Origin of the sequence: Brucella sp. NBRC 12953 (assembly GCF_040369775.1) — a bacterium.
GTDB lineage: Bacteria > Pseudomonadota > Alphaproteobacteria > Rhizobiales > Rhizobiaceae > Brucella > Brucella pseudogrignonensis.
In genome coordinates, this window is record NZ_BAABSV010000008.1 from 120021 (window position 1) to 141587 (window position 21567).

The window sequence follows — 21567 nt, forward strand, 5'->3', positions numbered from 1 at the left end:
ATCGTTGGAACCGCTGTAACTGTTTGTTTTTACGCATTATCCGACGCAAAACCGCTTCGCACTTTTGCTGGAAATGCTATAACACCTTGAATCTTCGCATATATATTTCCAGAAATCGATGATGAATTCTCTGAAAATGAGCAGGATGTATTTGTGCAGTTGTGTGTGCGGTATTTCTGCGACGAGAGATTTGAACAGGAGCTTTGATCATGATGGCTGAATTGCCTTCCCAGATGACCGCAATCGAAATTTCCGAGCCGGGCGACGCCAATGTATTGCGTTCCGTACAGCGCTCGGTGCCCGAGCCGAAGGCAGGCGAGGTGCTGGTGCGGGTTCGGGCGGCAGGTGTGAACCGGCCAGATGTGTTGCAGCGTCAGGGCAGTTATGCGCCGCCACCCGGCGCGTCGGACATACCGGGGCTTGAAATTGCCGGTGACATCGTTGCGATCGGCGAGGGTGTGAAACGCTATCGCATCGGCGATCAGGTCGTGGCGCTGCTTGCCGGTGGCGGCTATGCAGAATATGCAACTGTGAATGAAACTACTGCGCTGCCTCTGCCGTCGGGCTATGGATATATTGAGGCCGCAGCCATCCCCGAGACCTTCTTCACGGTCTGGCATAATGTATTTGAACGCGGTGGCCTTAAAGAAGGTGAAACCCTGCTGATCCATGGCGGCTCGTCAGGGATTGGCACGACGGCTATTCAGCTTGGCAAAGCCTTTGGAGCAAGCGTTATTGTAACGGCTGGCTCCCAAGCGAAGTGCGATGCCTGTTTAAAGCTTGGCGCTGATCGCGCGATTAATTATCGCGACGAAGATTTTGTCGCAGTCGTCAAAGAGATGACCGGCGGCAAGGGAGCGGATGTGATCCTCGATATGGTTGGTGGCGATTACGTTGACCGTAATTACAAGGCGGCAGCCGAAGATGGTCGCATCGTGCAGATCGCCTTCCTGAACGGGGCAAAGGCGACGGCTAACTTCGCAATCCTGATGACCAAGCGCCTGACCCATACCGGCTCGACATTGCGATCACGTTCGGTTGAGTTCAAGGCAGGCATCGCGCGCGAATTGGAAGCGAAAGTCTGGCCGCTTCTGGCACAGCGTCAGGTTGCCCCTGTGATGGATATGATCTTCCCGCTTAAAGATGCGTGGCGGGCGCATGATCGTATGGAAGGCAGCCAGCACATTGGCAAAATCGTGCTTGATGTCGCTTGACCTAATAGATTTGCGAGAGAACCTGGGATGTCATGGCAGCAGTTTCTTGCTCTGCGCACAAAAAAAATATATATAGACCGTGATTTCCCGGAATTTGTGGTTTTTCCCACGGCCCGCCCTACCGGAGCGGACGAACAAGAGGATTATATCTAATGGCCACCCAGCTTCTTATGCCGAAGGCAACGGCAGTCTGGCTCGTTGATAATACGGCTCTGTCCTTTGACCAGATCGCGGCTCTCTGCAAGCTGCATCCGCTCGAAGTAAAGGCTATTGCGGACGGTGAGGCCTCGCAGGGTATCAAGGGACTTGACCCGGTTATCACCGGTCAGCTTTCGCGCGAAGAAATCGCGAAGGGCGAAAAGGACCAGTATCATCGCCTGAAGCTTTCCGAGCCAAAGGTTCGCGTTCCAGAAGCCAAGCGCAAGGGCCCGCGGTATACGCCGCTGTCCAAGCGTCAGGATCGTCCGAATGCGATTCTCTGGCTGGTTCGCAATCATCCTGAACTCAAGGATGCGCAGGTTTCGCGTCTGATCGGTACGACCAAGTCGACCATTGAGCAGATTCGCAATCGCACTCACTGGAACTCGGCAAGCCTGACGGCAATGGACCCTGTCACGCTCGGCCTTTGCTCGCAGATTGATCTGGATCTCGAAGTCGAGCGCGCAGCGCGCAACCGTCCAGTTGTTGAATCTGACAGCACATTGCTGCCAGCATCGGCGACTGAAAACTTCGATTACCGTGATGAGAAGCCTGAAGAAGAAGAGCTGGATGCGGACAAGGTTTTCGCAAAGCTCTCCTCGCTGAAGGGCTCGAACACCGACGAAGACGAAGAATAAGATTTCTTCGACTGAACAAAAAACCCGCCGTTCTGGCGGGTTTTTTGTTGCTTGGGAAGGTAAGCGTGACGTTTGAGCGTCTGGCACGACGCCCGGCGCTCTACAGCATAATTCCTTAAACTTGAATCAGTTTAAGGTAAAATTATGCTGTAAACATAAAGTGTTAGAGCGACCTTTGTGCGCCCAAAAGGGCGCGCGGCGCTCTAGTCCTTGAATGCGTTGTACTCGCTCATCTCCATCAACCGGTAAAAATCCGCCAGTGTTTTGCCGCGCTCTGAGCGGAACGTGCGGCCTGATTTGTCAGCAGCGATGATGCGGTCGGTACGAAACGTGCGGAAAGCATTGCGCAATTCACACCAGCCGATCACAGTCCAGACCTTGCCCCAGAACCACAGACCAAGCGGACGGATATCCCGCTCGCTCTCACGGGCTTCCAGATCGCGATAACGGATGTTGAGAACCGTGCCTTCATCAACTGCGCGCTCGACGGCATCGATGATACGGCGTTCGCTTACGCTGATTGATGCAGACGGTGCATGGATTTGCGTGCCGGTGATGCGCGCGCGTTCTTCTTTGGGCAGAACGGCTTCGATCTTGACCAGGGCTTCTTCTGCACCGCGCGCCATCGAAACGCCGCCCCATGCACGGATCAAGCGGGCGCCTGCAACAAGTGCCACGATTTCATCACGCGTAAACATCAGTGGCGGTAGTTCAAACCCCTGCCGCAGAATATAGCCGACGCCGGCTTCACCATCGATAGGAACGCCTGTCGATTGCAGATCTGCAATGTCGCGATAGATCGTGCGTTCTGAAACTTCCAGCCGCTCGGCAAGTTGCCGTGCGGTGACAAGCCTGCCGCCGCGAAGATGCTGAACGATTTGAAAAAGGCGGTCTGCTCGACGCATGGTGATCTCAAGTATATTCGCGTGCGAAAAGCGCACGCATTTCGCCAATACGCTCCCGCTCGGTTGGAAACAGCGTTTCCAAAAAAGCGGCAGCGAAGGTGCCGGGCGCTGTACCCGGCGCCGAAACGATGCGCTTATCCGCGACAGCATCGGGCACGTCCTGATAGCGGCTGGCACCCGCATATTGCGGTGCGCGTTCTGCGATCCATTCGCGGCCGTTGCTGGTGTGATTGACCCCATTGAAGAGGCCTGCGCGAGCCAGTGCAAGTGTTGCGCCGCAAATGCCACCAACCACACCGCATTTTTGTGCGATGGCGCGCAAGAGCGCAGTCAGATCGGGAGCCTGCGGCGTCGCCCATAGATCGGAGCCGATGACGGCAATAGCATCAAGGTCAGTGTTTTCTTCGGGGTCCGTGCTGCGATCCGGCGTCAGCCGAAAGCCGCTGAGCGAACGGACTTCCGCACCTGCAGGAGCAAGTGAGACGGTGTTTACGCCGAACCATTCGCGTGCCGATGCCGATAAAAACCCAAATTCCCAATCAGCAAAGCCCTCTACGAAGACGAAGCCGACCATTTTGGTTTCCGCCATGGTGTTATTTCCTCTCATCGGCAGCGTTACGGCGCTGTTCGAGATAACGGTCCGGCCAGCCCATATCCTTGCGCAGGTCACTTGGGAGGTTGTCGAATGCGCGTTGCGTGCGCACGAAGCGCCGACGTTCGTCCTGTCTGCGCTTATATTCTTTCAGAATTGCGAGCAGTGGTGCGATTGCGAGTGCCATGGTGAATCCCTCATCTGTAAGAATGCACTATGACACAGGCCTCCTGACAGCTGTCTGTCAGGAGCAATGTTAATTATTATCTTCCTGATATACGCAAACGGCAACTATTTCATCAGGCCTTGAAAGGCGGTTCTGCGGTATAGCTCAGTGGTAAGCGTCCACCATCGGCATAGATCGTCTGGCCTGTCACATAGCTTGAATCACGCGATGCGAGAAATGAGGCTATTGCTGCAATTTCAGATGCTTGTCCGATTCTACCCAATGGCGTGCGCGCGAGTATCTTTTTGCGTGCCTCGGCATCGTTGTTCACGGCAGACAGCATGTCAGTGTCGATTGAGCCAGGGCCGATTGCATTGACGCGAATGCCCCATTTGGCGAGTGCTACCGCCATCGTGCGTGTCAGTTGGTTCATGCCGCCCTTTGACACGGAATAGGCAAGCTGATTGGGCAGACCGAATATCGCGTTGATCGACGACATATTGATGATGCTGCCAGCCTCGCCACCCGCTTCCACGCGCGCAACCATGCGTTTTGCGACAGCTTGACCGCAGAGAAAAGCGCCCTTGAGGTTGACGCGCATCACGCGGTCGAAGTCATCTTCTTTCAGGTCGAGAAACTCTGCCTGATGCACGATGCCTGCATTGTTGACGAGGATGTCGATCTCACCAAGATTGGTCGTGGCATAGGTCAGCAGATTATGAATATCGAGTTTGTCGCCCACATCGCAGGCAATGGCGAGAACCCGGCCATATTGCTCCAGATCCCTGACTGCTTTTGTGGCACCTGCGCCATCGACATCCGACAAAACGACACTTGCGCCATCCATCAGGAAGCGCTTGGCAATGGCATAGCCAATACCGCGGGCAGCACCCGTGACGATTGCCACCTTGCCTTCTAACTGCATTGATCATTCTCCGATTTTTGACGGAGAGTGGACCGGCGACTTTCGCCGGTCAAGCGTTCTAGATGCGCGATAATAAAAGGTCAGGCAAAGGCCAGGCCGATATGACGCTCGCGCAAAACTGTGCTGATTTCATCGAGAATCACCGGATCATCGATGGTGGCGGGCATTTTCCAGTCCTCACCATCAGCGATTTTCTGGATTGTTGAGCGCAGTATCTTTCCGGAACGGGTTTTTGGCAGACGTTTGACGGTCAGGGCGAGGCGGAAGGCGGCAATCGGTCCGATGGCGTCGCGAATCATGCTCACGCATTCCTTTTCAACCTCGTGCTCATCACGGTCGATGTTGGATTTCAGCACAAGGAAGCCGCAAGGCACCTGTCCTTTGACGGAATCGGAGATGCCAAGCACCGCACATTCTGCAACGTCCGGATGGCTGGAAAGCACTTCCTCCATGGCACCTGTCGACAGACGATGTCCTGCGACATTGATGATGTCGTCGGTTCGGCTCATGATGTAGAGATAGCCGTCTTCATCCATGTAGCCCGCATCGGCGGTTTTATAATAGCCGGGAAATTCGTTGAGATAGGCATTGCGAAATCGCTCATCGGCGTTCCACAGAGTTGGCAGACAACCGGGCGGCAATGGCAGCTTGATGAGGATATTTCCAAGTTGTCCACGTTCGACTTCATGGCCCGCATCGTCGAGCACGCGGATGTCATAGCCGGGCAGACAGACGGCAGGCGAGCCGTATTTGGTTTCAAGCAGTCCAAGGCCAAGCGGATTGGCGACCATCGGCCAGCCGCTTTCGGTTTGCCACCAATGATCGATCACCGGACAACCGAGCAGATTTTCTGCCCAGTGGATCGTGTCGGGATCGGCACGTTCGCCCGCCAGATAAAGCGCGCGGAATTTTGAAAGATCGTATCGGCGCACGAAATTACCGTCGGCATCTTCTTTCTTGATGGCACGCAGGGCAGTGGGGGCTGTGAACATCACCTCCACACCATGCTCGGCGATGATGCGCCAATAGCTGCCTGCATCGGGCGTACCGACGGGTTTGCCTTCAAAGAGGATGCTGGTGGCACCGGCAATGAGCGGTGCATAGACAATATAGGAATGGCCGACTACCCAGCCGACATCGGATGCCGCCCAAAACACCTGTCCCGGTTCAATGCCGAACACATGCTTCAGCGACCATGCAAGGGCCACCATATGCCCGCCATTGTCGCGCACGACACCTTTGGGTTCACCGGTAGTACCCGATGTGTAAAGCACATAAAGCGGGTCGATGGCTGCGACGGGCGTGCAAGGAACATGACGGCCGCGCGCGGCATCCACAGCGGTACGATAGTCGATATCGCGGCCTTCAACCGGCTTATGCGGATGCTGCTCGCGTTGCAGGATAATGCAGTGCCTGACCGTGTGGCGGGCGGTGGCAATCGCCTTGTCGAGCATGGCCTGATAGGGCACAACGCGGGTTGGTTCGATGCCGCATGAACCGGCAATGATCATCACCGGCTTTGCATCATCTATACGCGTTGCAAGTTCATTGGCGGCAAAGCCACCGAAGACCACCGAATGCACCGCGCCAATACGGGCTGAGGCAAGCATGGCGACAGCAGCTTCCGGCACCATGGGCATATAGATAAGAACGCGGTCGCCTTTGCTTACACCATTGTCGAGCATGACTGCCGAGAGGGCTTCCACCTCTTCAAGCAATTCGCGATAGGTGAATTTGCGTACAGAGCCTGTGACCGGGCTTTCGTAAATGAGCGCAACCTGATCGCCGCGCCCTTTGGCAACATGGCGGTCGAGTGCATTGTGACAGGTGTTGCATTCAGCACCTTTAAACCAGCGACCATAAACCCCTTCATCGCTTGCGAGAACCTGATCCCATGGCTTGAACCAGTCAATGGCCCCGGCTGCTTCAGCCCAGAAGCCTTCGGGGTCTTGCTGCCATGCGGCATAGGTTTCGGCATATTTTGATGTCATGCTGTTCCTCCCAGAAGCACGCGCTTAATCGGATCAGATGATCCGTTAGAGCATCGTGATAGAGCGGTTTTAGCCAATGCTGAGTCACTGAAACCGCTCTATCTATTTGTTTTTAAGCATTTCCAGACGCAAAACCGGTCCCCACTTTTGCTGGAAATGCTCGAACACGCTGGATGAAAGCGCAAGACAGGGCTGATTAGCCTGGTCTCCTCCACGCGCTTTTCATCTCCTCCGGGGTTAAGTCTACGCCCAAGATCAAAGCTTCGTCCATGAAACTTAAGATGAATAAGTGTATCACAACCACAGCATAAATTGATGAGGCTTGCAGGATGCTGATTGCTGGGCCAAAAGGGTGCGTGAGAGGTGTTTTGTGTTCAAAGTCCTGCCTGTGCTGCTTATGGCCCTGATGGGCTTGCACATCATCAAGCCACTTGGCTGGCCGGGTTTGAAGAAGCGTGGCGATTTTTGGAAGATCGCGGCGTTTGCGATCTTTGCCATGGCGATGGCGGTCGGGTTTCATTTTACTGAGAACTAAAAAGCCCGGTCGGTTCATGCGCTAAACCGGGCCTTTTATCATTCAGTATCGTTCAGGCTGCTTGTTCGAGGTCTTTCTTCCAGCCGCCAGTTGCAGCAAGGCCGTTCATCTTGGCGCGATGCGCAAAGGCACGCTGGCCAGCGGCAACATTCTCATCCTTGCCGCCCCAGGCTTCCAGAGAAGCTGCCTGCAGCGCGCGGCCATAGGAAAAGGTCATCTTCCACGGCATATCGAAGCTGGCATTCATTGCCGACAAATGTGCGGTTGCTTCTTCGCCGGTCTGACCTCCGGAAAGGAAGGCAATGCCCGGCACCGCGGCAGGGACCGTGTTGCGGAAGCAGTGAACAGTCTTTTCGGCCACTTCTTCGACAGAGGCTTTGCGCGCCTTCTTACCGTCGATAACCATGTTCGGTTTCAGGATCATGCCTTCAAGCCTGACGCGTGCGTCGTAAAGTTCGGCGAAGACGGTCTTGAGCACCCATTCGGTGACTTCGTAGCAACGGTCGATGGAATGATCGCCCGGCTTGCCATCCATCAGCACTTCCGGCTCAACGATCGGCACAATGCCTGCTTCCTGGCAGAGTGCTGCGTAGCGGGCGAGGGCCTGCGCGTTTTGCTTGACCGCTCCCCATGTTGGAAGCCCATCAGAAATCGAGATTACGGCGCGCCATTTCGCAAAGCGGGCACCGAAACCATAATACTCGTTGAGGCGCTCACGCAGACCGTCGAGACCTTCGGTGATTGTTTCACCCTCAAAACCTGCAAGCGGCTTGGCACCGGCATCCACCTTGATGCCCGGCACCGCACCTGCCTTGCGAATAAGATCGACAAGCGGTGTGCCGTCCTTGGCTTTCTGGCGGATGGTTTCATCGTAAAGAATGACGCCGGAAATGTAGTTCTTCATCGCTTCGTCAGAGCGGAACAGCATTTCGCGATAATCGCGGCGTGAATCCTCGGTCGAGGCGAGGCCGATGCTTTCAAAACGCTTTGCAATGGTGCCGGAGCTTTCGTCCGCAGCCAGAATTCCTTTGCCGCTTGCGACGAGTGCAATTGCAATATCTTCAAGACGTTCGGTCATGTGTTAGCTCCTTAAGGCCCCGCAAGGGGGCAATATTGGGAAGCTGGGCAAAGAGCCTCAGCCGCTCTCAAGACACATATTCATTTTCGATAGCAGAAGAGTTAGGCCAACAAAATGGCAGCACAAGTGGTTGAAACGATTGAAATTTTTTCAAACGATTTAGCCGGGACAAGTTTTCTTACCGGCTGTCAGAACTCTGCTCTAATTGGCGTGCAGAATGAATATTCCAGATTCGACAGACGAATATGCGATTTCAACCTCATTTGGTTTTGACATGACGCCTGAGAATCCCATCTAAAGGATATCAATTATAAGGAGGAGAGATGCGAAGTGCCCTACTAAGCCTGCCGTTCATTCTGGCTGCATCGATGATCGCCCTTCCGGCTCAGACCGCCTTTGCGGAGAGCATCAATGCAGGAAGCAGGGAAGCCACCACTGAATTGCCTTTCAATGTGGCAGCAGTGGCGGAATTTGACACACCATGGGCGATTGCATTTCTGCCGGGCGGCAAACTGATCCTCACCGAGAAGGGCGGCAAGATTTTTGTCGTAACAGAAAAGGGTGAGAAGACGGAAGTTTCAGGCGTGCCGGAGGTTTTGTTCAGCGGCCAGAACGGTCTACTGGATGTTGTTCCTGCGCCTGATTTTGCCAAGAGCGAGGCGATCTATTTCACCTATGTCATGCCGGAAAATGGTGGCGGCGCGCTCATATTGGCGCGTGCAACGCTGTCTGAAGGCAAGGGCAAGGCCGAGCTTAAGGATCTCAAGGCAATCTGGCAGCAGGCGACACCTGCCAAGGGCGGGCAGCCCGGTGGCAAGATCGCGTTTGCGCCTGATAAAAAGCATTTGTTCCTGTCGGTTGGCGATCGCATGTCGCCCGCAACTGCACAGGATGACAATGCGCCGATGGGCAAGATCCTGCGTATGAACCTCGATGGTTCGACCCCAAAGGACAATCCCAAGGCTGAGGAAGGTGGCATCAAAGCGCTGACCTGGACGACGGGGCATCGCAATCCCTATGGTCTGGCATTCGCGCCGGACGGCAAGCTGTGGGAGCATGAAATGGGACCGCGCGGCGGTGATGAGTTCAATCTCATCAAGCCGGGTCTCAATTACGGCTGGCCGGTTGTTTCCAATGGCGACAATTATAGTGGCCGTCCGATCCCGCGCCACAGCACGCGACCTGAGTTTGAAGCACCTATGCTGTTCTGGACGCCGGTGATCTCGCCGGGCGGCCTGGCATTCTACAAGGGCAAGATGTTTGCCGACTGGAATGGTTCTGCGCTGATCGCCGGCCTTTCGTCGATGGCGCTGATCCGTGTGACGATCAACAGCGATGGTCAGCCGAATGAAGCCGACCGTTTTGCGATGGAAAATCGTATCCGTGACGTAGCCGTCGGGCCAGATGGTGCGATCTGGGTGATCGAGGATGACAATCCCGGGCGTCTTCTAAAGCTGACACCGAAATCATAAAGCAAAAGCCCGGAGGAAACCCCGGGCTTTTTTGTTTTCTTACTTCTTCAGCACATCAACGCCGGGAAGTGGTTTGCCTTCCATCCATTCAAGGAAAGCGCCGCCAGCGGTCGAGATATAGGTGAAGTCGTCTGCAACACCTGCATGGTTAAGCGCTGCAACGGTGTCGCCGCCGCCACCGACCGATACCAGCTTGCCAGCCTTGGTGCGGGCGGCAACATGCTTGGCGGTCTTGACGGTTGCTGTATCGAACGGACGCAGCTCAAATGCGCCGAGCGGGCCGTTCCAGACGAGTGTTGCGGCATCATCGATGGCCGATGCAATCAGGTCAGTCGAAAGCGCGCCTGCGTCGAGAATCATGCCGTCGCTTGGCACCGATTCCACACCATAGGTCTGGTTTGGTGTATCGGCAGCAAAGTGCCAGCCCACGACCGCATCAACCGGCAGGATGATGGCGCATTTGGTCTTTTCAGCCTTGGCCATTATTTCGCGTGCGGTATGGGCAAGATCATGCTCGCAAAGCGACTTGCCGACATCGTGGCCCTGGGCTGCGAGGAAAGTGTTGGCCATGCCGCCGCCGATCACCAGTGCATCGACCTTTTCAATCAGGTTCGACAGGAGGTCGAGCTTGGTCGAAACCTTGGCGCCGCCAACGATTGCTACAACGGGACGGGCTGGCTGTCCGAGGCCCTTTTCAAGTGCTTCAAGTTCCGCCTGCATGGCGCGGCCTGCATAGGCTGGCAGCACATGCGCCAGACCTTCGGTCGAAGCGTGCGCGCGGTGCGCCGCCGAGAAGGCGTCATTGACATAGATGTCGCCATTGGCTGCGAGTGCTGCCACGAATTCCGGATCGTTCTTTTCTTCGCCCTTGTGGAAGCGGGTGTTTTCGAGAAGCAGAACGTCGCCGTCTTTCAGCGCATCAACTGCCGCCTTCGCCTTGTCACCAATGCTGTCTTCTGCGAAGTGCACACCGTGCCCGAGCACTTTTGAAAGCGGCTTTACGACATGCTTCAGAGAGTTTTCATCGGACGCAACGCCTTTTGGACGACCGAAATGGGCGAGCAGGATGACCTTGGCACCCTTTTTCGACAGTTCCGCAATGGTTGGAACAATACGTTCGATACGGGTGAGGTCGGTTACTTCGCCGTTTGCCATCGGCACGTTGAGATCAACACGAACCAGAACGCGCTTGGATTTGACGTCGGCATCATCGAGGGTACGGAAACTCATGATATTTCTCCCGGGGCTTTTTCCGGCGGCCTGCAGGTTTTCGTCTTTCAGACAGGCAGGCGCTGGAACAGGGTTGGGTAATCAGTGACAAGCCCGTCTTCATCGACAGGCAATTCAGCGGTGAACGTGCGATCAGCTGCAGTGTAACGGTAAAGCTTGCCTTCCTTAAGACAAGTATATCGTTGGCTGTCTCGCAGCGGGCGGAAACTATTGAACGGTACATAAAGCATGTCGAGCTGTACCGTGCCGCTTTCGGGCGTCAGACCCAGACGGCGGATCGGCAGGCTATTGGTGAAGGGTGTCCCTGCCAGATCAATGTCCATGCAACCATCAAACTCAGGTAATGCGTCTCCGGCCATGGTCGTCCAGTGCCCATTTCCATCGGATTTGAGTTCGAGCATTAAGCCGGATGTCGTTTCGATGAGGAAATGGAATACGCGCCAGTCGCTTGCGCAATCGATGCTATAACGTACACCGTAGGGAACATCGCCACGCTCGCCGATGATAACGCCAGTGGCGTTGAAAGTGTTACCGGCGGGCGTGATATTGAGATGTTCGAGCCCTTCTCCTTCCAGCGAACGCCAGCGCGCAACGGTGGGGAGAAGGGAGCGAAACATTGAAGCTGCTTAGATCAGCTTGCCGAAAGCGACTGCAGTGTCGCTCATGCGGCTCGAGAAGCCCCATTCATTGTCGTACCACGACAGGATGCGCACCATGGTGCCGTCCATGACCTTGGTCTGGTCGGTGTGGAAGATCGACGAATGCGAATCGTGATTGAAGTCGTGCGAAACGAGCGGCTCATCGGTGTAGCCGAGGATGCCCTTGAGGCGGCCATTGGCAGCTTCGCGGATCGCATTGTTGATTTCTTCAACAGTGGTCGAACGCTTGGCAACGAAGGTCAGGTCAACAACCGATACGTTCGGGGTTGGAACGCGGATTGCAACGCCGTCGAGCTTGCCCTTGAGTTCTGGCAGAACCAGACCAACAGCCTTTGCAGCACCCGTCGAAGTCGGGATCATGGAAAGAGCTGCTGCGCGTGCGCGGTAGAGATCCTTATGCATGGTGTCCAGCGTCGGCTGGTCGCCCGTGTAGGAGTGGATCGTGGTCATGAAGCCCTTTTCGATGCCGATTGCATCGTTGAGAACCTGAGCCACTGGCGCAAGGCAGTTGGTGGTGCAAGAAGCGTTGGAAATGACCTGATGGTCCTTCGTCAGCTTGTCGTGGTTGACGCCATAGACAACGGTAAGGTCGGCGCCATCGGCAGGAGCCGACACGATAACGCGCTTTGCGCCAGCTTCAAGATGAAGAGCTGCCTTGTCGCGCGCGGTGAAGATGCCGGTGCATTCCAGAGCGATATCGACGCCTTCTTCCTTCCACGGCAGTTCAGCCGGGTTGCGAACAGCGTGAACCTTGATCGGTCCGTAGCCGACGTCGATGGTGTCGCCAGCGACTTTCACTTCCTTTGGAAAACGACCATGAACGCTGTCATAGCGCAGAAGATGCGCGTTTGTTTCCACTGGGCCCAGATCGTTGATCGCAACGACCTGAATGTCGGTGCGGCCCGACTCGACGATAGCGCGGAGGACATTACGGCCGATGCGGCCAAAACCGTTAATTGCGACGCGAACTGCCATTTTCTCTAAATCTCCCGAAAGGGTTCTGCATATGCAGTGGCTTGATAAAACAGTTGAAGGCGTTTGGGAACGCCCACGACTGGAAAGGTAAACGCCGGCGTGTTTAACGCCGGCGTTTGATTATTATGCGGCGGCGTTGAGTTTCTTTTCCGCAGCTTCAGCAGCATGTTCAGCAGTAATGCCGAAATGCTTGTAGAGATCGTTGATCTCGCCCGAAGCACCGAAGCCCTTCATGCCGATAAAGATGCCGTTTTCGCCGATGAAGCGTTCCCAGCCGAGTGCAAGAGCTGCTTCGATTGCAACCTTGACCGGTGCATCGCCGAGCGTTGCCTGCTTGTAAGCATCGCTCTGCTCTTCGAAGAGTTCAAAGCAAGGAACGGAAACAACGCGGGTGGCAATGCCCTTGGCTTCGAGAAGGTCACGAGCCTTGAGCGCGATTTCCACTTCCGAACCGGTTGCGAAGATCGAAACCTTTGCATCGCCATTTGCTGCAGCGAGTTCGTAAGCGCCGAATGCGGAGAGGTTTTCTTCGCGATGTTCGGTACGCACAACTGGCAGGTTCTGACGGGTCAGAGCGAGCGTCGAAGGAGTGCCCTTCGAATGCAGTGCAATCTGCCAGCATTCTGCAACTTCCACAGCGTCTGCCGGACGGAAGACATTGTGGTTTGGAATGGCGCGCAGAGCTGCAAGATGCTCAACCGGCTGGTGGGTTGGGCCGTCTTCGCCAAGACCAATCGAATCATGGGTCATGACGTAAACAACACGGATGCCCATCAGTGACGACAGACGCATGGCCGGACGGCAATAATCCGAGAAGCACATGAAAGTGCCCGAGTAAGGGATCAGACCGCCGTGCAGCGTGATGCCGTTCATGGCAGCAGCCATGCCGTGTTCACGGATACCGTAGTGGATGTAACGACCACCGTAGTTTTCCGGCGTAACAGCCTTGGTCTGGCTGGTCTTGGTGTTGTTGGAACCGGTCAGGTCGGCAGAGCCGCCGAGCGTTTCAGGCACAACGCCGTTGATCACTTCCAGAGCCATTTCGGACGACTTGCGGGTCGCAACCTTTGGCTTTTCTGCGGAAAGCTTCTTCTTGTATTCGTTGATCGCGTCATCGAAGTTTGCAGGCAGGTCGCCACGCATACGACGTTCGAATTCAGCGCGGGTTTCTGCGTTAGCCGCAGCAAGACGCTTTTCCCATTCCAGACGCTTCTTCGCAGCATTGAGGCCAGCAACGCGCCATGCGTCGAGAACTTCAGCAGGAACGACGAAAGGTTCAGAAGTCCAGCCGAGTGCCTTGCGCGTTGCAGCGATTTCTTCTGCACCGAGTGGCGAGCCGTGGACTTTGTTGGTGCCAGCGCGGTTTGGCGAACCAAAACCAATGGTGGTCTTGCAGGCGATGAAGGTTGGCTTGTCCGAAACCTTGGCAAGTTCAATTGCCTTGGCAATCGCGTCCTGATCATGACCGTCAACAGCAAGCGTGTTCCAGCCGGAAGCGGCGAAACGTGCAGGCTGATCGGTGTTGTCGGACAGCGAGATCGGGCCGTCGATGGAGATGTTGTTGTCATCCCAAAGAACGATCAGCTTATTGAGCTTCAGGTGACCTGCCAGCGACAGGGCTTCCTGGCTGATGCCTTCCATGAGGCAGCCGTCACCAACGATCGCATAGGTGTAGTGGTCAACGAGACTGTCGCCGAACTGTGCATTCAGAACGCGTTCGGAAAGCGCCATGCCAACAGCATTGGCAATGCCCTGTCCGAGCGGACCGGTCGTGGTTTCGATGCCAGCGGCATGACCGTATTCAGGATGACCTGCGGTGCGTGCGCCGAGCTGGCGGAAATTCTTGATTTCATCAAGGGTGATGTCTTCGTAGCCCGAGAGGAAGAGCAGCGAATAAAGAAGCATCGAGCCGTGACCTGCAGAAAGCACGAAACGGTCGCGATCCGGCCAATGCGGATTCTGCGGGTCGTGCGACAGGAAACGGGTGTAAAGAGTCGTTGCTATGTCGGCTGCGCCCATAGGCAGGCCTGGGTGGCCTGAATTAGCCTTCTCGACCGCATCGATCGAGAGAAAGCGGATGGCGTTGGCCAGCTGGTTTTGCTTGTCGGAATTCGTCATTGTCTCAGCCGTCTTTCCAGAGTGGTTTTAACGGGGTTGCGGCGATGCCTCGGGACTGAAGCACGAGCTCCTTATACTAAACGATTTAATCAATTTAAACCGATTAAATTCTGTAGATGCTCGCGCGACAGAAGGCTTTGGGACACATAGCACCTGCTACCGAGGAGTCAACAAAACGATGGCTTATCGGCAATAAACAGTCTGCGATTGATTGGGTAATGCGGGCAATTTGTGGGCTGACAATCACTGAAAAGCCTTTTTTGCGCTGATAACGGTGCATGAACGGCCAGTCTGGCTCGTCATTTGTTGCTTATCGGGCGGTCGATTATTACAGTCTTTTCAAAGATGCCCGTCCGGCAGGCGCGATTCGATGTCTGTGATCTGGCATTGGAAAGGATATGGATGGCACCCGAAACGACCCTCAGGCAGGTCCTCGAACGGCTGGAAAAGGCACTCAGTACGCTTGAACAAGCGGTGGACCTGCGGCTGGACAAGGAAGGCGATTTCGCCGAAGCCGAGGAAGAGGTACAGCGCATGAATGCTGACCGCAGCCGTCTAGCCCAGGAACTCGACCAGTCAGAAGCCCGTGCCGAGCGGCTTGAAGCCGCAAACCGCGAAGTTTCGCGACGTCTGGTGACGGCGATGGAAACCATTCGCGCCGTGCTGGATCGATAGGAGAAGGGATCTATGGCGACTGTAACCGTTACCATTGATGGCAAAGCATATCGCATGGCTTGCGACGAAGGGCAGGAAGAACATCTTTCCGGGCTTGCCGATCGCTTTGACCAATATGTCACCCATCTCAAATCATCTTTCGGCGAAATAGGCGATCTGCGCCTCACAGTGATGGCCGGTATCATGGTGATGGACGAGCTTGCGGAAACGCAAAAGCGCATCAAGGGCCATGAAAACGAGATCGAGACCCTGCGCCGCTCTCGCGACGAAGCGCTGACCAGTGCCGATCAGAATGACGCTGCCCTTACTGGTGTGCTTTCTGATTTGGCCGAACGCATTGAGCAGATTGCAAAGCGTATCGCTCCCCGTCCGGGCGCTGTCTGATCTACGAAAAGATTTCTGTATCTCGGGCTGACGCCTCTGGCGCTAAGGTCTGACTGCGCCTATATAGGTTCTCGGCGTACTGCGCTTCCCGACAGGTGTAACAGCATCCCCGGGGCCTTATTGATCTCTAAGGGAGCTGTCCCTGTGAAGGCCTGTGGGCTTTCGCATATGGCGCCCACCTACGTTGTAGGTTCCCGGGATCAAACACTACCATCGGTCGTCGTGGTCGCCACTTTTCAAGCTCTTGCTATAAAGTAAGCAAAGCTATTTGTTATTTAAGATAAAAATGTTCTAAAACGCCTTATCCTTCAAAGATATGTGCGTTTTAAATGACATCCTCTCCCCCAAATTCTCCTGGCTTTTCCGAACGTTTACGTGTCGCAGTTCCAGTGGCTGTGGCTTACGGGCTTACGCTCTATGTCCTTATCTGGGTGAACTCGGCACGGGAATGGATGCCGTTTATCGCGGGGCTTATGCTTTTGCCGATGGCGATATCGAGCCTTGCTTCGAGCCTAAGCGACCCGCGCGCCGAAAAGGGGCTCTGGCGCCATGTGAGAATGAGCTGGATGATTATCGGCGGTCTCATTGTTGTGAGCATGGCTTTGTTCCGAGAGGGCGGCATCTGCGTGATCATGGCTGCGCCGTTTTTCGGCGTTTTCTCCGCAGTGGGCTCCTGGCTGACGCTTTCGCTGATCCGCCGCTTCCGCACGCCACGCTCCACAATGCTGGTGATCGCACTGCCATTGATGTTTTATCCGTTTGAACCGCTGCTGCAATATGAGCCGCATGAAGGAGCGGTTACGACCGTCATTGATATTGCAGCCTCGCCTGAAGTCGTCTGGCAGCAGACCACAGAAATCCGCCATGTTCGTCCGGATGAACTGTCATGGACATTCAGTCACGGGATTGTCGGTGTGCCACAGCCCGTCGATGCACGCCTTGAGGGCGAGGGTGTCGGCGCTGTGCGCCAGCTTGAATGGACACGCGGCGTCAAATTTCAGGAGATTGTGACACGCTGGGAAGAAAACCGGCTGCTGGCCTGGGATTTTCGGTTTGGCACCGATTCCATCCCCGCGGCTGTCGAAGCCCATATCAATGTGGATAGCTCTTACCTGAAGCTCACGAATGGTGATTATCACCTCGAAGCGCAGCCAAATGGTCATACACGTCTCACGCTCACCACACGCTACCGGATTGCAACGCCGATCAATTTCTACTGCGATCTGTGGGGCAAGGTTTTCCTGAATGATTTCCATGGCGTTGTGCTGAAAGTCATTCGTGATCGTTCGCAACGGATTGCAGCTGCTTCTTGACGGATGCCGCCATTCCGGGTCCACTAGCAGCAATTGGTGGAGGCGTTTGATGAATGACAATGGACAGCCGCGAGGCGATGACAAGCAGGCATTGAGGCGAGAGGTGCTTTCGCGTCGCGATGCACTTGATCCGCGCTTTCGGTTCGAGGCGTCACTGGCTGCAGCAAAAAAGGCTGAAACCGCGATATTGATTCCAAAGGAAACGATGGTCGCAGGCTATTGGCCGATCCGCTCGGAGATTGATCCACGTCCGCTTTTGTCAGCGATGCGCGACAAGGGTGCGCGTCTATGCCTGCCGGTGGTTCTCGATAAGGAAACAATCGCATTTCGTGAATTTCTACCGGATGCGGAGCTGGTTCAGACGGGGTTCGGCACGATGGGGCCGGACAAGACCGCACCGCTGGTTGATCCTGCCATCCTGTTTATGCCGCTTGCCGGTTTCGACAAGCGCGGTCATCGTCTGGGTTATGGTGCCGGTCATTATGATCGGGCGCTGGCGCGCTTTGCCGGGCGAGGTCTGGAGCCGCTGTTGATCGGCATGGCATTTGATTGTCAGGAAGTGCCACATGTGCCCAATGAGCCGCACGACATTGCTCTTCACCAGATACTGACCGAGACCGGCTTGCACTTATTCGATCAGGGCTGATAAAGACGCATTTATGAGATTACTTTTTCTTGGTGACATGGTGGGCCGGTCGGGGCGCACGGCGGTTTATGAAAAGCTGCCGGGGCTGATTTCTGATTTGAAGCTGGATTTCGTGATCGTCAACGGCGAGAACGCCGCTGGCGGCTTTGGTATTACCGAAGAGATTTTTCACGACACAATCCGCGCGGGCGCGGATGTGGTGACAACCGGCAATCACGTATGGGATCAACGCGAGGCGCTGGATTTCTCCAAGCGCGAAGACCGTTTCCTGCGTCCTGCAAATTTTCCGAAAGGAACGGCAGGCAAGGGCGAGGGGCTTTACATCGCCAAGAATGGTGCCCGCGTGCTGGTATCCAATGTGATGGGTCGCGTGTTCATGCACCCGGATCTGGATGACCCGTTCATTGCGGCCGAGAAAATTCTCGAAGCTTGCCCGCTTGGCGAGCAGGCAGATGCCGTGTTCTTCGATTTCCATGCGGAAGCTACCAGCGAAAAGCAGTGCTTTGGCCATTTTGTCGATGGTCGCGCCAGTGCTGTCGTGGGAACGCATACGCATGTGCCGACCGCCGATTGCCAGATTTTGCGCAATGGCACAGCCTATATGTCGGACGCCGGCATGTGCGGCGACTATGATTCTTCGCTTGGCATGGACAAGGAAGAGCCTTTGAACCGCTTCCTGTCGAAAGTGCCAAAGGGTCGCTTTGAGGCTGCCAGTGGTCCGGCAACCATTTGTGGCGTGGGGATCGAGATTTCTGATCGTACCGGCCTTGCTGAAAAGGCTGCTCCTTTGCGCATTGGCGCACGACTGGAAGAAACTATCCCTGCATTCTGGCGATAGGCCTTTATAAATTTATCTGAACGCCCGCATAATCGTCTTTGACGGCGATGCGGGTACAAAGCTCTGACCATTCGCAAGATTTGCACGCTTTGCGGATGCTGCCATCGGCAAAAGCGGCCCGCATCCGGCCAAGCTGCATGGCATCGAGCGACAATCGTGATCCAGCCGAGATCACCAGGTCAAATAGCCTCGATATGGCTTCCATAGCCAATCTGTCCCGAACAGCTACGCTTGCATTAAAACAGTGGCGATCACTTTCACAGAGCAGCGGCTGGCAGATGTCGTCTGGACCATCGACGATCTCGATGTCTTCACCATTCGACAAATGCCCGGCAATCGCGTCGTAATTTTCCACGAAAGCCGGGCTGTAGCCCTTGCCGATATAGGTCAGCATACAAAGAAGATGATGACCGCGCAGGCGAACTGTCATCAATCGTTTATCGCGCTGCTGCTTTGAGAATTGCAGCGCCGAGTGCCGACTTGATCAGAGCGCCGATGAGGAATGGCGTCACACCGAAGGTTACTGCTTTTTCAACGCCGATCAGCGCTGAAAGCCAAATTGCACCAAGGGCGAGGCAAAGCAGGTTGGCTACGCCGAACGATACAAAAGCAAGCACCAGGTTTTTACCGTTCCAGCCGCGTTCCGCGAGATAGCCGGTGAGTGCTGCGATAATCGGAAACGAGACGAGATATCCAGCGGTTGGACCGGCAAAATGCTGGATACCACCTGCGCCGCCAGCGAGAACCGGCAGGCCAATCATGGCTTCGCCCAGCCAGGCAAGCACGGTGATGAAGCCAAGTCGCCAACCATAGAGTGCGCCGATCAGCGGCACAACGAGTGTCTGAAGTGTGATCGGAACCGGTATCATAGGGACTGCAATCTGCGATGAGATTGCCAGTACCAGCGTACCGAAGGCTACCGCTGCAATGCGTAGGGCTGGTGAGCGGGATTCGAGATCAAGTGGGCTGAAAGATACACGCTTCTGGGTGATGTAAGCCATGGCTTCCTCAAATTATAGATAAAATTACGATTCGATCTATTTAAAATCGTCGGATTGATGGTGTTTGGCAAGTGAGAAATAGATAAAATATATAAAAATTGGGAGAGGCTTACAGCGGTTCCAGTTAAGGCTGAATCGTTGGAACCGCTGTAACTATTTGTTTGTACGCATTATCCGACGCATCGCAGCAGGAAAAGAAATCAGTCCGGCGAACTGATTTCCCTGCGGAGGAGGTTCCCACTTTTGCTGGAAATGCTTTAAAATCAAAGCAGCCGCAGGCGCGCGAGCTGCATGTGCGGCAGCTCGCATGGTCATCTTAAGAACTGGAAGGTCTGGGTGACTGCTTAGCCGACGATGGCGAAAGAATCGCGGGTCTTGCCTGATGCAGTTTTGACGGGGCGATGGCCGATCCACTGCACATGGCGTGCAAGGATGGTGGTTGCCGTCTCAATGTCGTCCTGACGGAGTGCGGTCAGAATCGCGCGGTGATCGTGATCAGTGCGGGTTTCCCATTCCGAACGCCAAGTGGCAAACAGAAAGCGCGCGCTTGCTGCATGAAGATCATCAATAGCCGCCAGCAGGCGCGGCATGTTGCATGGCTCCAGAATCAATCGATGAAAGCGACGATTGGCGTCTTCCCAGCTTCGCACATCGCGTGACTTGTCGCCTTCGAGGGTTGCCTGTTCGGCAGCGTCCAGCGTGGCGCGGCTGATATGGGGCGCTGCATGACGCAGGGCCAGCACTTCAAGTGCTGCGCGCATTTCCGCCACTTCGCGGATTTCGCTGATATCGAAGGACGCAACGCGCACACCGCGACGGGGTTCGGAAACCACAAGCCCTTGCGCTTCCAAGCGGCGAAAGGCTTCGCGCACGGGCACATGGCTTGTTTCGAACTCTTCGGCGATATGATCCTGACGGAGTTTGATGCCCGGCTCGATCTCGCCCGCAATAATACGGTCGGCGAGAATTCGGCTGATGCGGGCGGCAATGGTTTCGCCGGGAGTGTCATTTGAGCGCTGATTCATGGTTTTATAGATAATATTGTTTGGTGGTCCGCGTCGAGGCCTGTCAACTTTATCGACAAGTGATTGCGTGATCGCGCTTTTGCTGGACGAATGCGGCTCAATTCCTTATAACGCGGCCATTCAGCACGGAAAGCGCGGTGGCCGACCTGTCTGCGGCCAGACCCATTCTTATGTGACGCTTTCTCCGTGCGCATCATATGAACAGAACAGGGGTGCCATGGCTGGCCATTCACAGTTTAAGAATATCATGCACCGCAAAGGCCGTCAGGATGCCGTGCGGTCGAAAATGTTTTCCAAGCTTGGTCGAGAAATCACCGTGGCTGCAAAGCAGGGTCTGCCTGACCCCTTGATGAACCCGCGCCTGCGTCTGGCCATCCAGAACGCCAAGGCGCAGTCGATGCCGAAAGATAACATCGAGCGCGCCATCAAGAAGGCGGCAGGCAACGACGGTGAAAACTACGATGAAGTGCGCTACGAGGGCCGCGGCCCGGGCGGCGTGATGGTCATCGTTGAAGCGCTGACCGACAACCGCAACCGTACCGCATCCAATGTGCGTGCAGCTTTCACCAAGTCGGGTGGCGCTCTGGGTGAAACCGGTTCTGCAGCCTTCATGTTCGATCGCGTTGGCGAAATCGTTTACAAGATTTCTGTTGGCGATGCCGACAAGGTCATGGAAGCGGCTATTGAAGCCGGTGCCGACGACGTTCAGTCGGGCGAAGAAGAGCATGTGATCCTCTGCGCCTTTGAAGACATTGGTGAAGTATCGAAGGCGCTGGAAACAGCGCTCGGTGAAGCCGAATCGATCAAGACGATCTGGAAGCCACAGACCAACACGGAACTCGATGAAGAAAAGGCACGCTCCGTGCTCAAGCTTCTCAACGTTCTTGAAGACGATGATGACGTTCAGAACGTCTATTCGAACTTCGAAGTCAGCGACGAAGTGATGGAAAAGCTGAGCGCCTAAGTTCAGGCTTCAGTACCGAATACGA

Annotated in this window: 23 protein-coding genes and 1 other RNA gene; 11 read left to right on the forward strand and 13 right to left on the reverse strand. The window is 55.2% G+C overall.

Going from position 1 to position 21567, the window contains the following annotated elements:
- The first annotated feature begins 209 nt into the window (after positions 1–209).
- Together ABWV94_RS18560 and ABWV94_RS18565 are read left to right on the forward strand one after the other, a co-directional pair.
- Positions 210–1214: an NAD(P)H-quinone oxidoreductase gene (locus ABWV94_RS18560; protein ID WP_113497832.1), complete on the forward strand. Its 1005-nt coding sequence runs from the start codon at positions 210–212 to the stop codon at positions 1212–1214.
- Between the two features lie 152 nt (positions 1215–1366).
- Positions 1367–2050, forward strand: coding sequence for a DUF1013 domain-containing protein (locus ABWV94_RS18565; RefSeq protein ID WP_007876680.1), 684 nt, complete (start codon positions 1367–1369; stop codon positions 2048–2050).
- 203 nt (positions 2051–2253) lie between these two features.
- Here ABWV94_RS18565 and ABWV94_RS18570 read toward each other — a convergent pair whose 3' ends face one another.
- The 5 genes from ABWV94_RS18570 to ABWV94_RS18590 form a co-directional block, all read right to left on the reverse strand.
- Positions 2254–2955 (reverse strand): helix-turn-helix transcriptional regulator, encoded by a 702-nt coding sequence (locus tag ABWV94_RS18570; protein ID WP_007876678.1) that lies wholly within the window; start codon positions 2953–2955, stop codon positions 2254–2256.
- A 7-nt stretch (positions 2956–2962) separates the two neighbouring features.
- Positions 2963–3544, reverse strand: coding sequence for a DJ-1/PfpI family protein (locus ABWV94_RS18575; RefSeq protein WP_113497831.1), 582 nt, complete (start codon positions 3542–3544; stop codon positions 2963–2965).
- Positions 3545–3548: 4 nt separating this feature from the next.
- Positions 3549–3734, reverse strand: a complete 186-nt coding sequence (locus tag ABWV94_RS18580) for a hypothetical protein (RefSeq protein WP_007876675.1) — start codon at positions 3732–3734, stop codon at positions 3549–3551.
- Between the two features lie 112 nt (positions 3735–3846).
- Positions 3847–4638 (reverse strand): SDR family NAD(P)-dependent oxidoreductase, encoded by a 792-nt coding sequence (locus ABWV94_RS18585; RefSeq protein ID WP_112804473.1) that lies wholly within the window; start codon positions 4636–4638, stop codon positions 3847–3849.
- Positions 4639–4718: 80 nt separating this feature from the next.
- Positions 4719–6629, reverse strand: coding sequence for a propionyl-CoA synthetase (locus ABWV94_RS18590; RefSeq protein WP_353414898.1), 1911 nt, complete (start codon positions 6627–6629; stop codon positions 4719–4721).
- A gap of 370 nt (positions 6630–6999) precedes the next feature.
- Between ABWV94_RS18590 and ABWV94_RS18595 the strand changes: the two genes are divergently transcribed.
- A complete protein-coding gene (locus ABWV94_RS18595) occupies positions 7000–7164 on the forward strand; it encodes a hypothetical protein (RefSeq protein ID WP_007876654.1) in 165 nt (54 codons plus the stop codon).
- Positions 7165–7216: 52 nt separating this feature from the next.
- Here the strand turns inward: ABWV94_RS18595 and ABWV94_RS18600 are convergent, their stop codons facing one another.
- A complete protein-coding gene (locus tag ABWV94_RS18600; protein WP_113497828.1) occupies positions 7217–8242 on the reverse strand; it encodes a class I fructose-bisphosphate aldolase in 1026 nt (341 codons plus the stop codon).
- 323 nt (positions 8243–8565) lie between these two features.
- Between ABWV94_RS18600 and ABWV94_RS18605 the strand changes: the two genes are divergently transcribed.
- The gene (locus tag ABWV94_RS18605) at positions 8566–9714 is read left to right on the forward strand and encodes a PQQ-dependent sugar dehydrogenase (RefSeq protein WP_113497827.1); all 1149 of its coding nucleotides are present in this window, start codon (positions 8566–8568) and stop codon (positions 9712–9714) included.
- A 39-nt stretch (positions 9715–9753) separates the two neighbouring features.
- Here ABWV94_RS18605 and ABWV94_RS18610 read toward each other — a convergent pair whose 3' ends face one another.
- The 4 genes from ABWV94_RS18610 to tkt form a co-directional block, all read right to left on the reverse strand.
- Positions 9754–10944: a phosphoglycerate kinase gene (locus tag ABWV94_RS18610; RefSeq protein ID WP_007876648.1), complete on the reverse strand. Its 1191-nt coding sequence runs from the start codon at positions 10942–10944 to the stop codon at positions 9754–9756.
- 47 nt (positions 10945–10991) lie between these two features.
- On the reverse strand, positions 10992–11561 hold the full coding sequence (locus tag ABWV94_RS18615) for a putative glycolipid-binding domain-containing protein (protein WP_007876647.1): 570 nt from the start codon (positions 11559–11561) through the stop codon (positions 10992–10994).
- A gap of 9 nt (positions 11562–11570) precedes the next feature.
- Entirely contained in the window at positions 11571–12578 is a 1008-nt protein-coding gene (gap, locus tag ABWV94_RS18620) for a type I glyceraldehyde-3-phosphate dehydrogenase (RefSeq protein ID WP_007876646.1), read from the reverse strand.
- Between the two features lie 123 nt (positions 12579–12701).
- Positions 12702–14696 (reverse strand): transketolase, encoded by a 1995-nt coding sequence (gene tkt / locus ABWV94_RS18625; RefSeq protein WP_312472186.1) that lies wholly within the window; start codon positions 14694–14696, stop codon positions 12702–12704.
- A gap of 402 nt (positions 14697–15098) precedes the next feature.
- Here tkt and ABWV94_RS18630 point away from each other — a divergent pair, with 402 nt between their 5' ends.
- From ABWV94_RS18630 to ABWV94_RS18655, 6 genes are all read left to right on the forward strand, one after another.
- Positions 15099–15371, forward strand: a complete 273-nt coding sequence (locus ABWV94_RS18630; protein WP_007876644.1) for a DUF4164 domain-containing protein — start codon at positions 15099–15101, stop codon at positions 15369–15371.
- 12 nt (positions 15372–15383) lie between these two features.
- A complete protein-coding gene (locus ABWV94_RS18635) occupies positions 15384–15755 on the forward strand; it encodes a cell division protein ZapA (RefSeq protein WP_007876643.1) in 372 nt (123 codons plus the stop codon).
- A 73-nt stretch (positions 15756–15828) separates the two neighbouring features.
- Positions 15829–15987, forward strand: a non-coding RNA gene (gene ssrS, locus ABWV94_RS18640) — 6S RNA.
- A 97-nt stretch (positions 15988–16084) separates the two neighbouring features.
- Positions 16085–17068, forward strand: coding sequence for an SRPBCC family protein (locus ABWV94_RS18645; protein WP_113497826.1), 984 nt, complete (start codon positions 16085–16087; stop codon positions 17066–17068).
- 49 nt (positions 17069–17117) lie between these two features.
- On the forward strand, positions 17118–17714 hold the full coding sequence (locus ABWV94_RS18650) for a 5-formyltetrahydrofolate cyclo-ligase (protein ID WP_079212272.1): 597 nt from the start codon (positions 17118–17120) through the stop codon (positions 17712–17714).
- A 13-nt stretch (positions 17715–17727) separates the two neighbouring features.
- Positions 17728–18552 carry a TIGR00282 family metallophosphoesterase gene (locus ABWV94_RS18655; protein ID WP_007876638.1) on the forward strand — a complete coding sequence of 275 codons (825 nt, stop codon included), beginning with the start codon at positions 17728–17730 and terminating at the stop codon, positions 18550–18552.
- Positions 18553–18556: 4 nt separating this feature from the next.
- Here ABWV94_RS18655 and ABWV94_RS18660 read toward each other — a convergent pair whose 3' ends face one another.
- From ABWV94_RS18660 to ABWV94_RS18670, 3 genes are all read right to left on the reverse strand, one after another.
- Positions 18557–18982, reverse strand: coding sequence for a DUF1284 domain-containing protein (locus ABWV94_RS18660; RefSeq protein WP_353414902.1), 426 nt, complete (start codon positions 18980–18982; stop codon positions 18557–18559).
- A 7-nt stretch (positions 18983–18989) separates the two neighbouring features.
- Positions 18990–19553, reverse strand: coding sequence for a biotin transporter BioY (locus tag ABWV94_RS18665; RefSeq protein WP_079212270.1), 564 nt, complete (start codon positions 19551–19553; stop codon positions 18990–18992).
- A gap of 344 nt (positions 19554–19897) precedes the next feature.
- Positions 19898–20578, reverse strand: a complete 681-nt coding sequence (locus tag ABWV94_RS18670; RefSeq protein ID WP_079212269.1) for a GntR family transcriptional regulator — start codon at positions 20576–20578, stop codon at positions 19898–19900.
- Between the two features lie 217 nt (positions 20579–20795).
- Here ABWV94_RS18670 and ABWV94_RS18675 point away from each other — a divergent pair, with 217 nt between their 5' ends.
- Positions 20796–21542, forward strand: coding sequence for a YebC/PmpR family DNA-binding transcriptional regulator (locus ABWV94_RS18675; protein WP_039860161.1), 747 nt, complete (start codon positions 20796–20798; stop codon positions 21540–21542).
- Positions 21543–21567 lie beyond the last annotated feature (25 nt).

What these genes read in the sequence shown, in the direction of transcription:
- ABWV94_RS18560 (WP_113497832.1), top strand. Translation starts at nt 210, where the DNA reads ATGATGGCTGAATTGCCTTCCCAGATGACCGCAATCGAAATTTCCGAG.
- ABWV94_RS18565 (WP_007876680.1), top strand. Translation starts at nt 1,367, where the DNA reads ATGGCCACCCAGCTTCTTATGCCGAAGGCAACGGCAGTCTGGCTCGTT.
- ABWV94_RS18570 (WP_007876678.1), bottom strand. Translation starts at nt 2,955, where the DNA reads ATGCGTCGAGCAGACCGCCTTTTTCAAATCGTTCAGCATCTTCGCGGC.
- ABWV94_RS18575 (WP_113497831.1), bottom strand. Translation starts at nt 3,544, where the DNA reads ATGGCGGAAACCAAAATGGTCGGCTTCGTCTTCGTAGAGGGCTTTGCT.
- ABWV94_RS18580 (WP_007876675.1), bottom strand. Translation starts at nt 3,734, where the DNA reads ATGGCACTCGCAATCGCACCACTGCTCGCAATTCTGAAAGAATATAAG.
- ABWV94_RS18585 (WP_112804473.1), bottom strand. Translation starts at nt 4,638, where the DNA reads ATGCAGTTAGAAGGCAAGGTGGCAATCGTCACGGGTGCTGCCCGCGGT.
- ABWV94_RS18590 (WP_353414898.1), bottom strand. Translation starts at nt 6,629, where the DNA reads ATGACATCAAAATATGCCGAAACCTATGCCGCATGGCAGCAAGACCCC.
- ABWV94_RS18600 (WP_113497828.1), bottom strand. Translation starts at nt 8,242, where the DNA reads ATGACCGAACGTCTTGAAGATATTGCAATTGCACTCGTCGCAAGCGGC.
- ABWV94_RS18605 (WP_113497827.1), top strand. Translation starts at nt 8,566, where the DNA reads ATGCGAAGTGCCCTACTAAGCCTGCCGTTCATTCTGGCTGCATCGATG.
- ABWV94_RS18610 (WP_007876648.1), bottom strand. Translation starts at nt 10,944, where the DNA reads ATGAGTTTCCGTACCCTCGATGATGCCGACGTCAAATCCAAGCGCGTT.
- ABWV94_RS18615 (WP_007876647.1), bottom strand. Translation starts at nt 11,561, where the DNA reads ATGTTTCGCTCCCTTCTCCCCACCGTTGCGCGCTGGCGTTCGCTGGAA.
- gap (WP_007876646.1), bottom strand. Translation starts at nt 12,578, where the DNA reads ATGGCAGTTCGCGTCGCAATTAACGGTTTTGGCCGCATCGGCCGTAAT.
- tkt (WP_312472186.1), bottom strand. Translation starts at nt 14,696, where the DNA reads ATGACGAATTCCGACAAGCAAAACCAGCTGGCCAACGCCATCCGCTTT.
- ABWV94_RS18630 (WP_007876644.1), top strand. Translation starts at nt 15,099, where the DNA reads ATGGCACCCGAAACGACCCTCAGGCAGGTCCTCGAACGGCTGGAAAAG.
- ABWV94_RS18635 (WP_007876643.1), top strand. Translation starts at nt 15,384, where the DNA reads ATGGCGACTGTAACCGTTACCATTGATGGCAAAGCATATCGCATGGCT.
- ABWV94_RS18645 (WP_113497826.1), top strand. Translation starts at nt 16,085, where the DNA reads ATGACATCCTCTCCCCCAAATTCTCCTGGCTTTTCCGAACGTTTACGT.
- ABWV94_RS18650 (WP_079212272.1), top strand. Translation starts at nt 17,118, where the DNA reads ATGAATGACAATGGACAGCCGCGAGGCGATGACAAGCAGGCATTGAGG.
- ABWV94_RS18655 (WP_007876638.1), top strand. Translation starts at nt 17,728, where the DNA reads ATGAGATTACTTTTTCTTGGTGACATGGTGGGCCGGTCGGGGCGCACG.
- ABWV94_RS18660 (WP_353414902.1), bottom strand. Translation starts at nt 18,982, where the DNA reads ATGACAGTTCGCCTGCGCGGTCATCATCTTCTTTGTATGCTGACCTAT.
- ABWV94_RS18665 (WP_079212270.1), bottom strand. Translation starts at nt 19,553, where the DNA reads ATGGCTTACATCACCCAGAAGCGTGTATCTTTCAGCCCACTTGATCTC.
- ABWV94_RS18670 (WP_079212269.1), bottom strand. Translation starts at nt 20,578, where the DNA reads ATGAATCAGCGCTCAAATGACACTCCCGGCGAAACCATTGCCGCCCGC.
- ABWV94_RS18675 (WP_039860161.1), top strand. Translation starts at nt 20,796, where the DNA reads ATGGCTGGCCATTCACAGTTTAAGAATATCATGCACCGCAAAGGCCGT.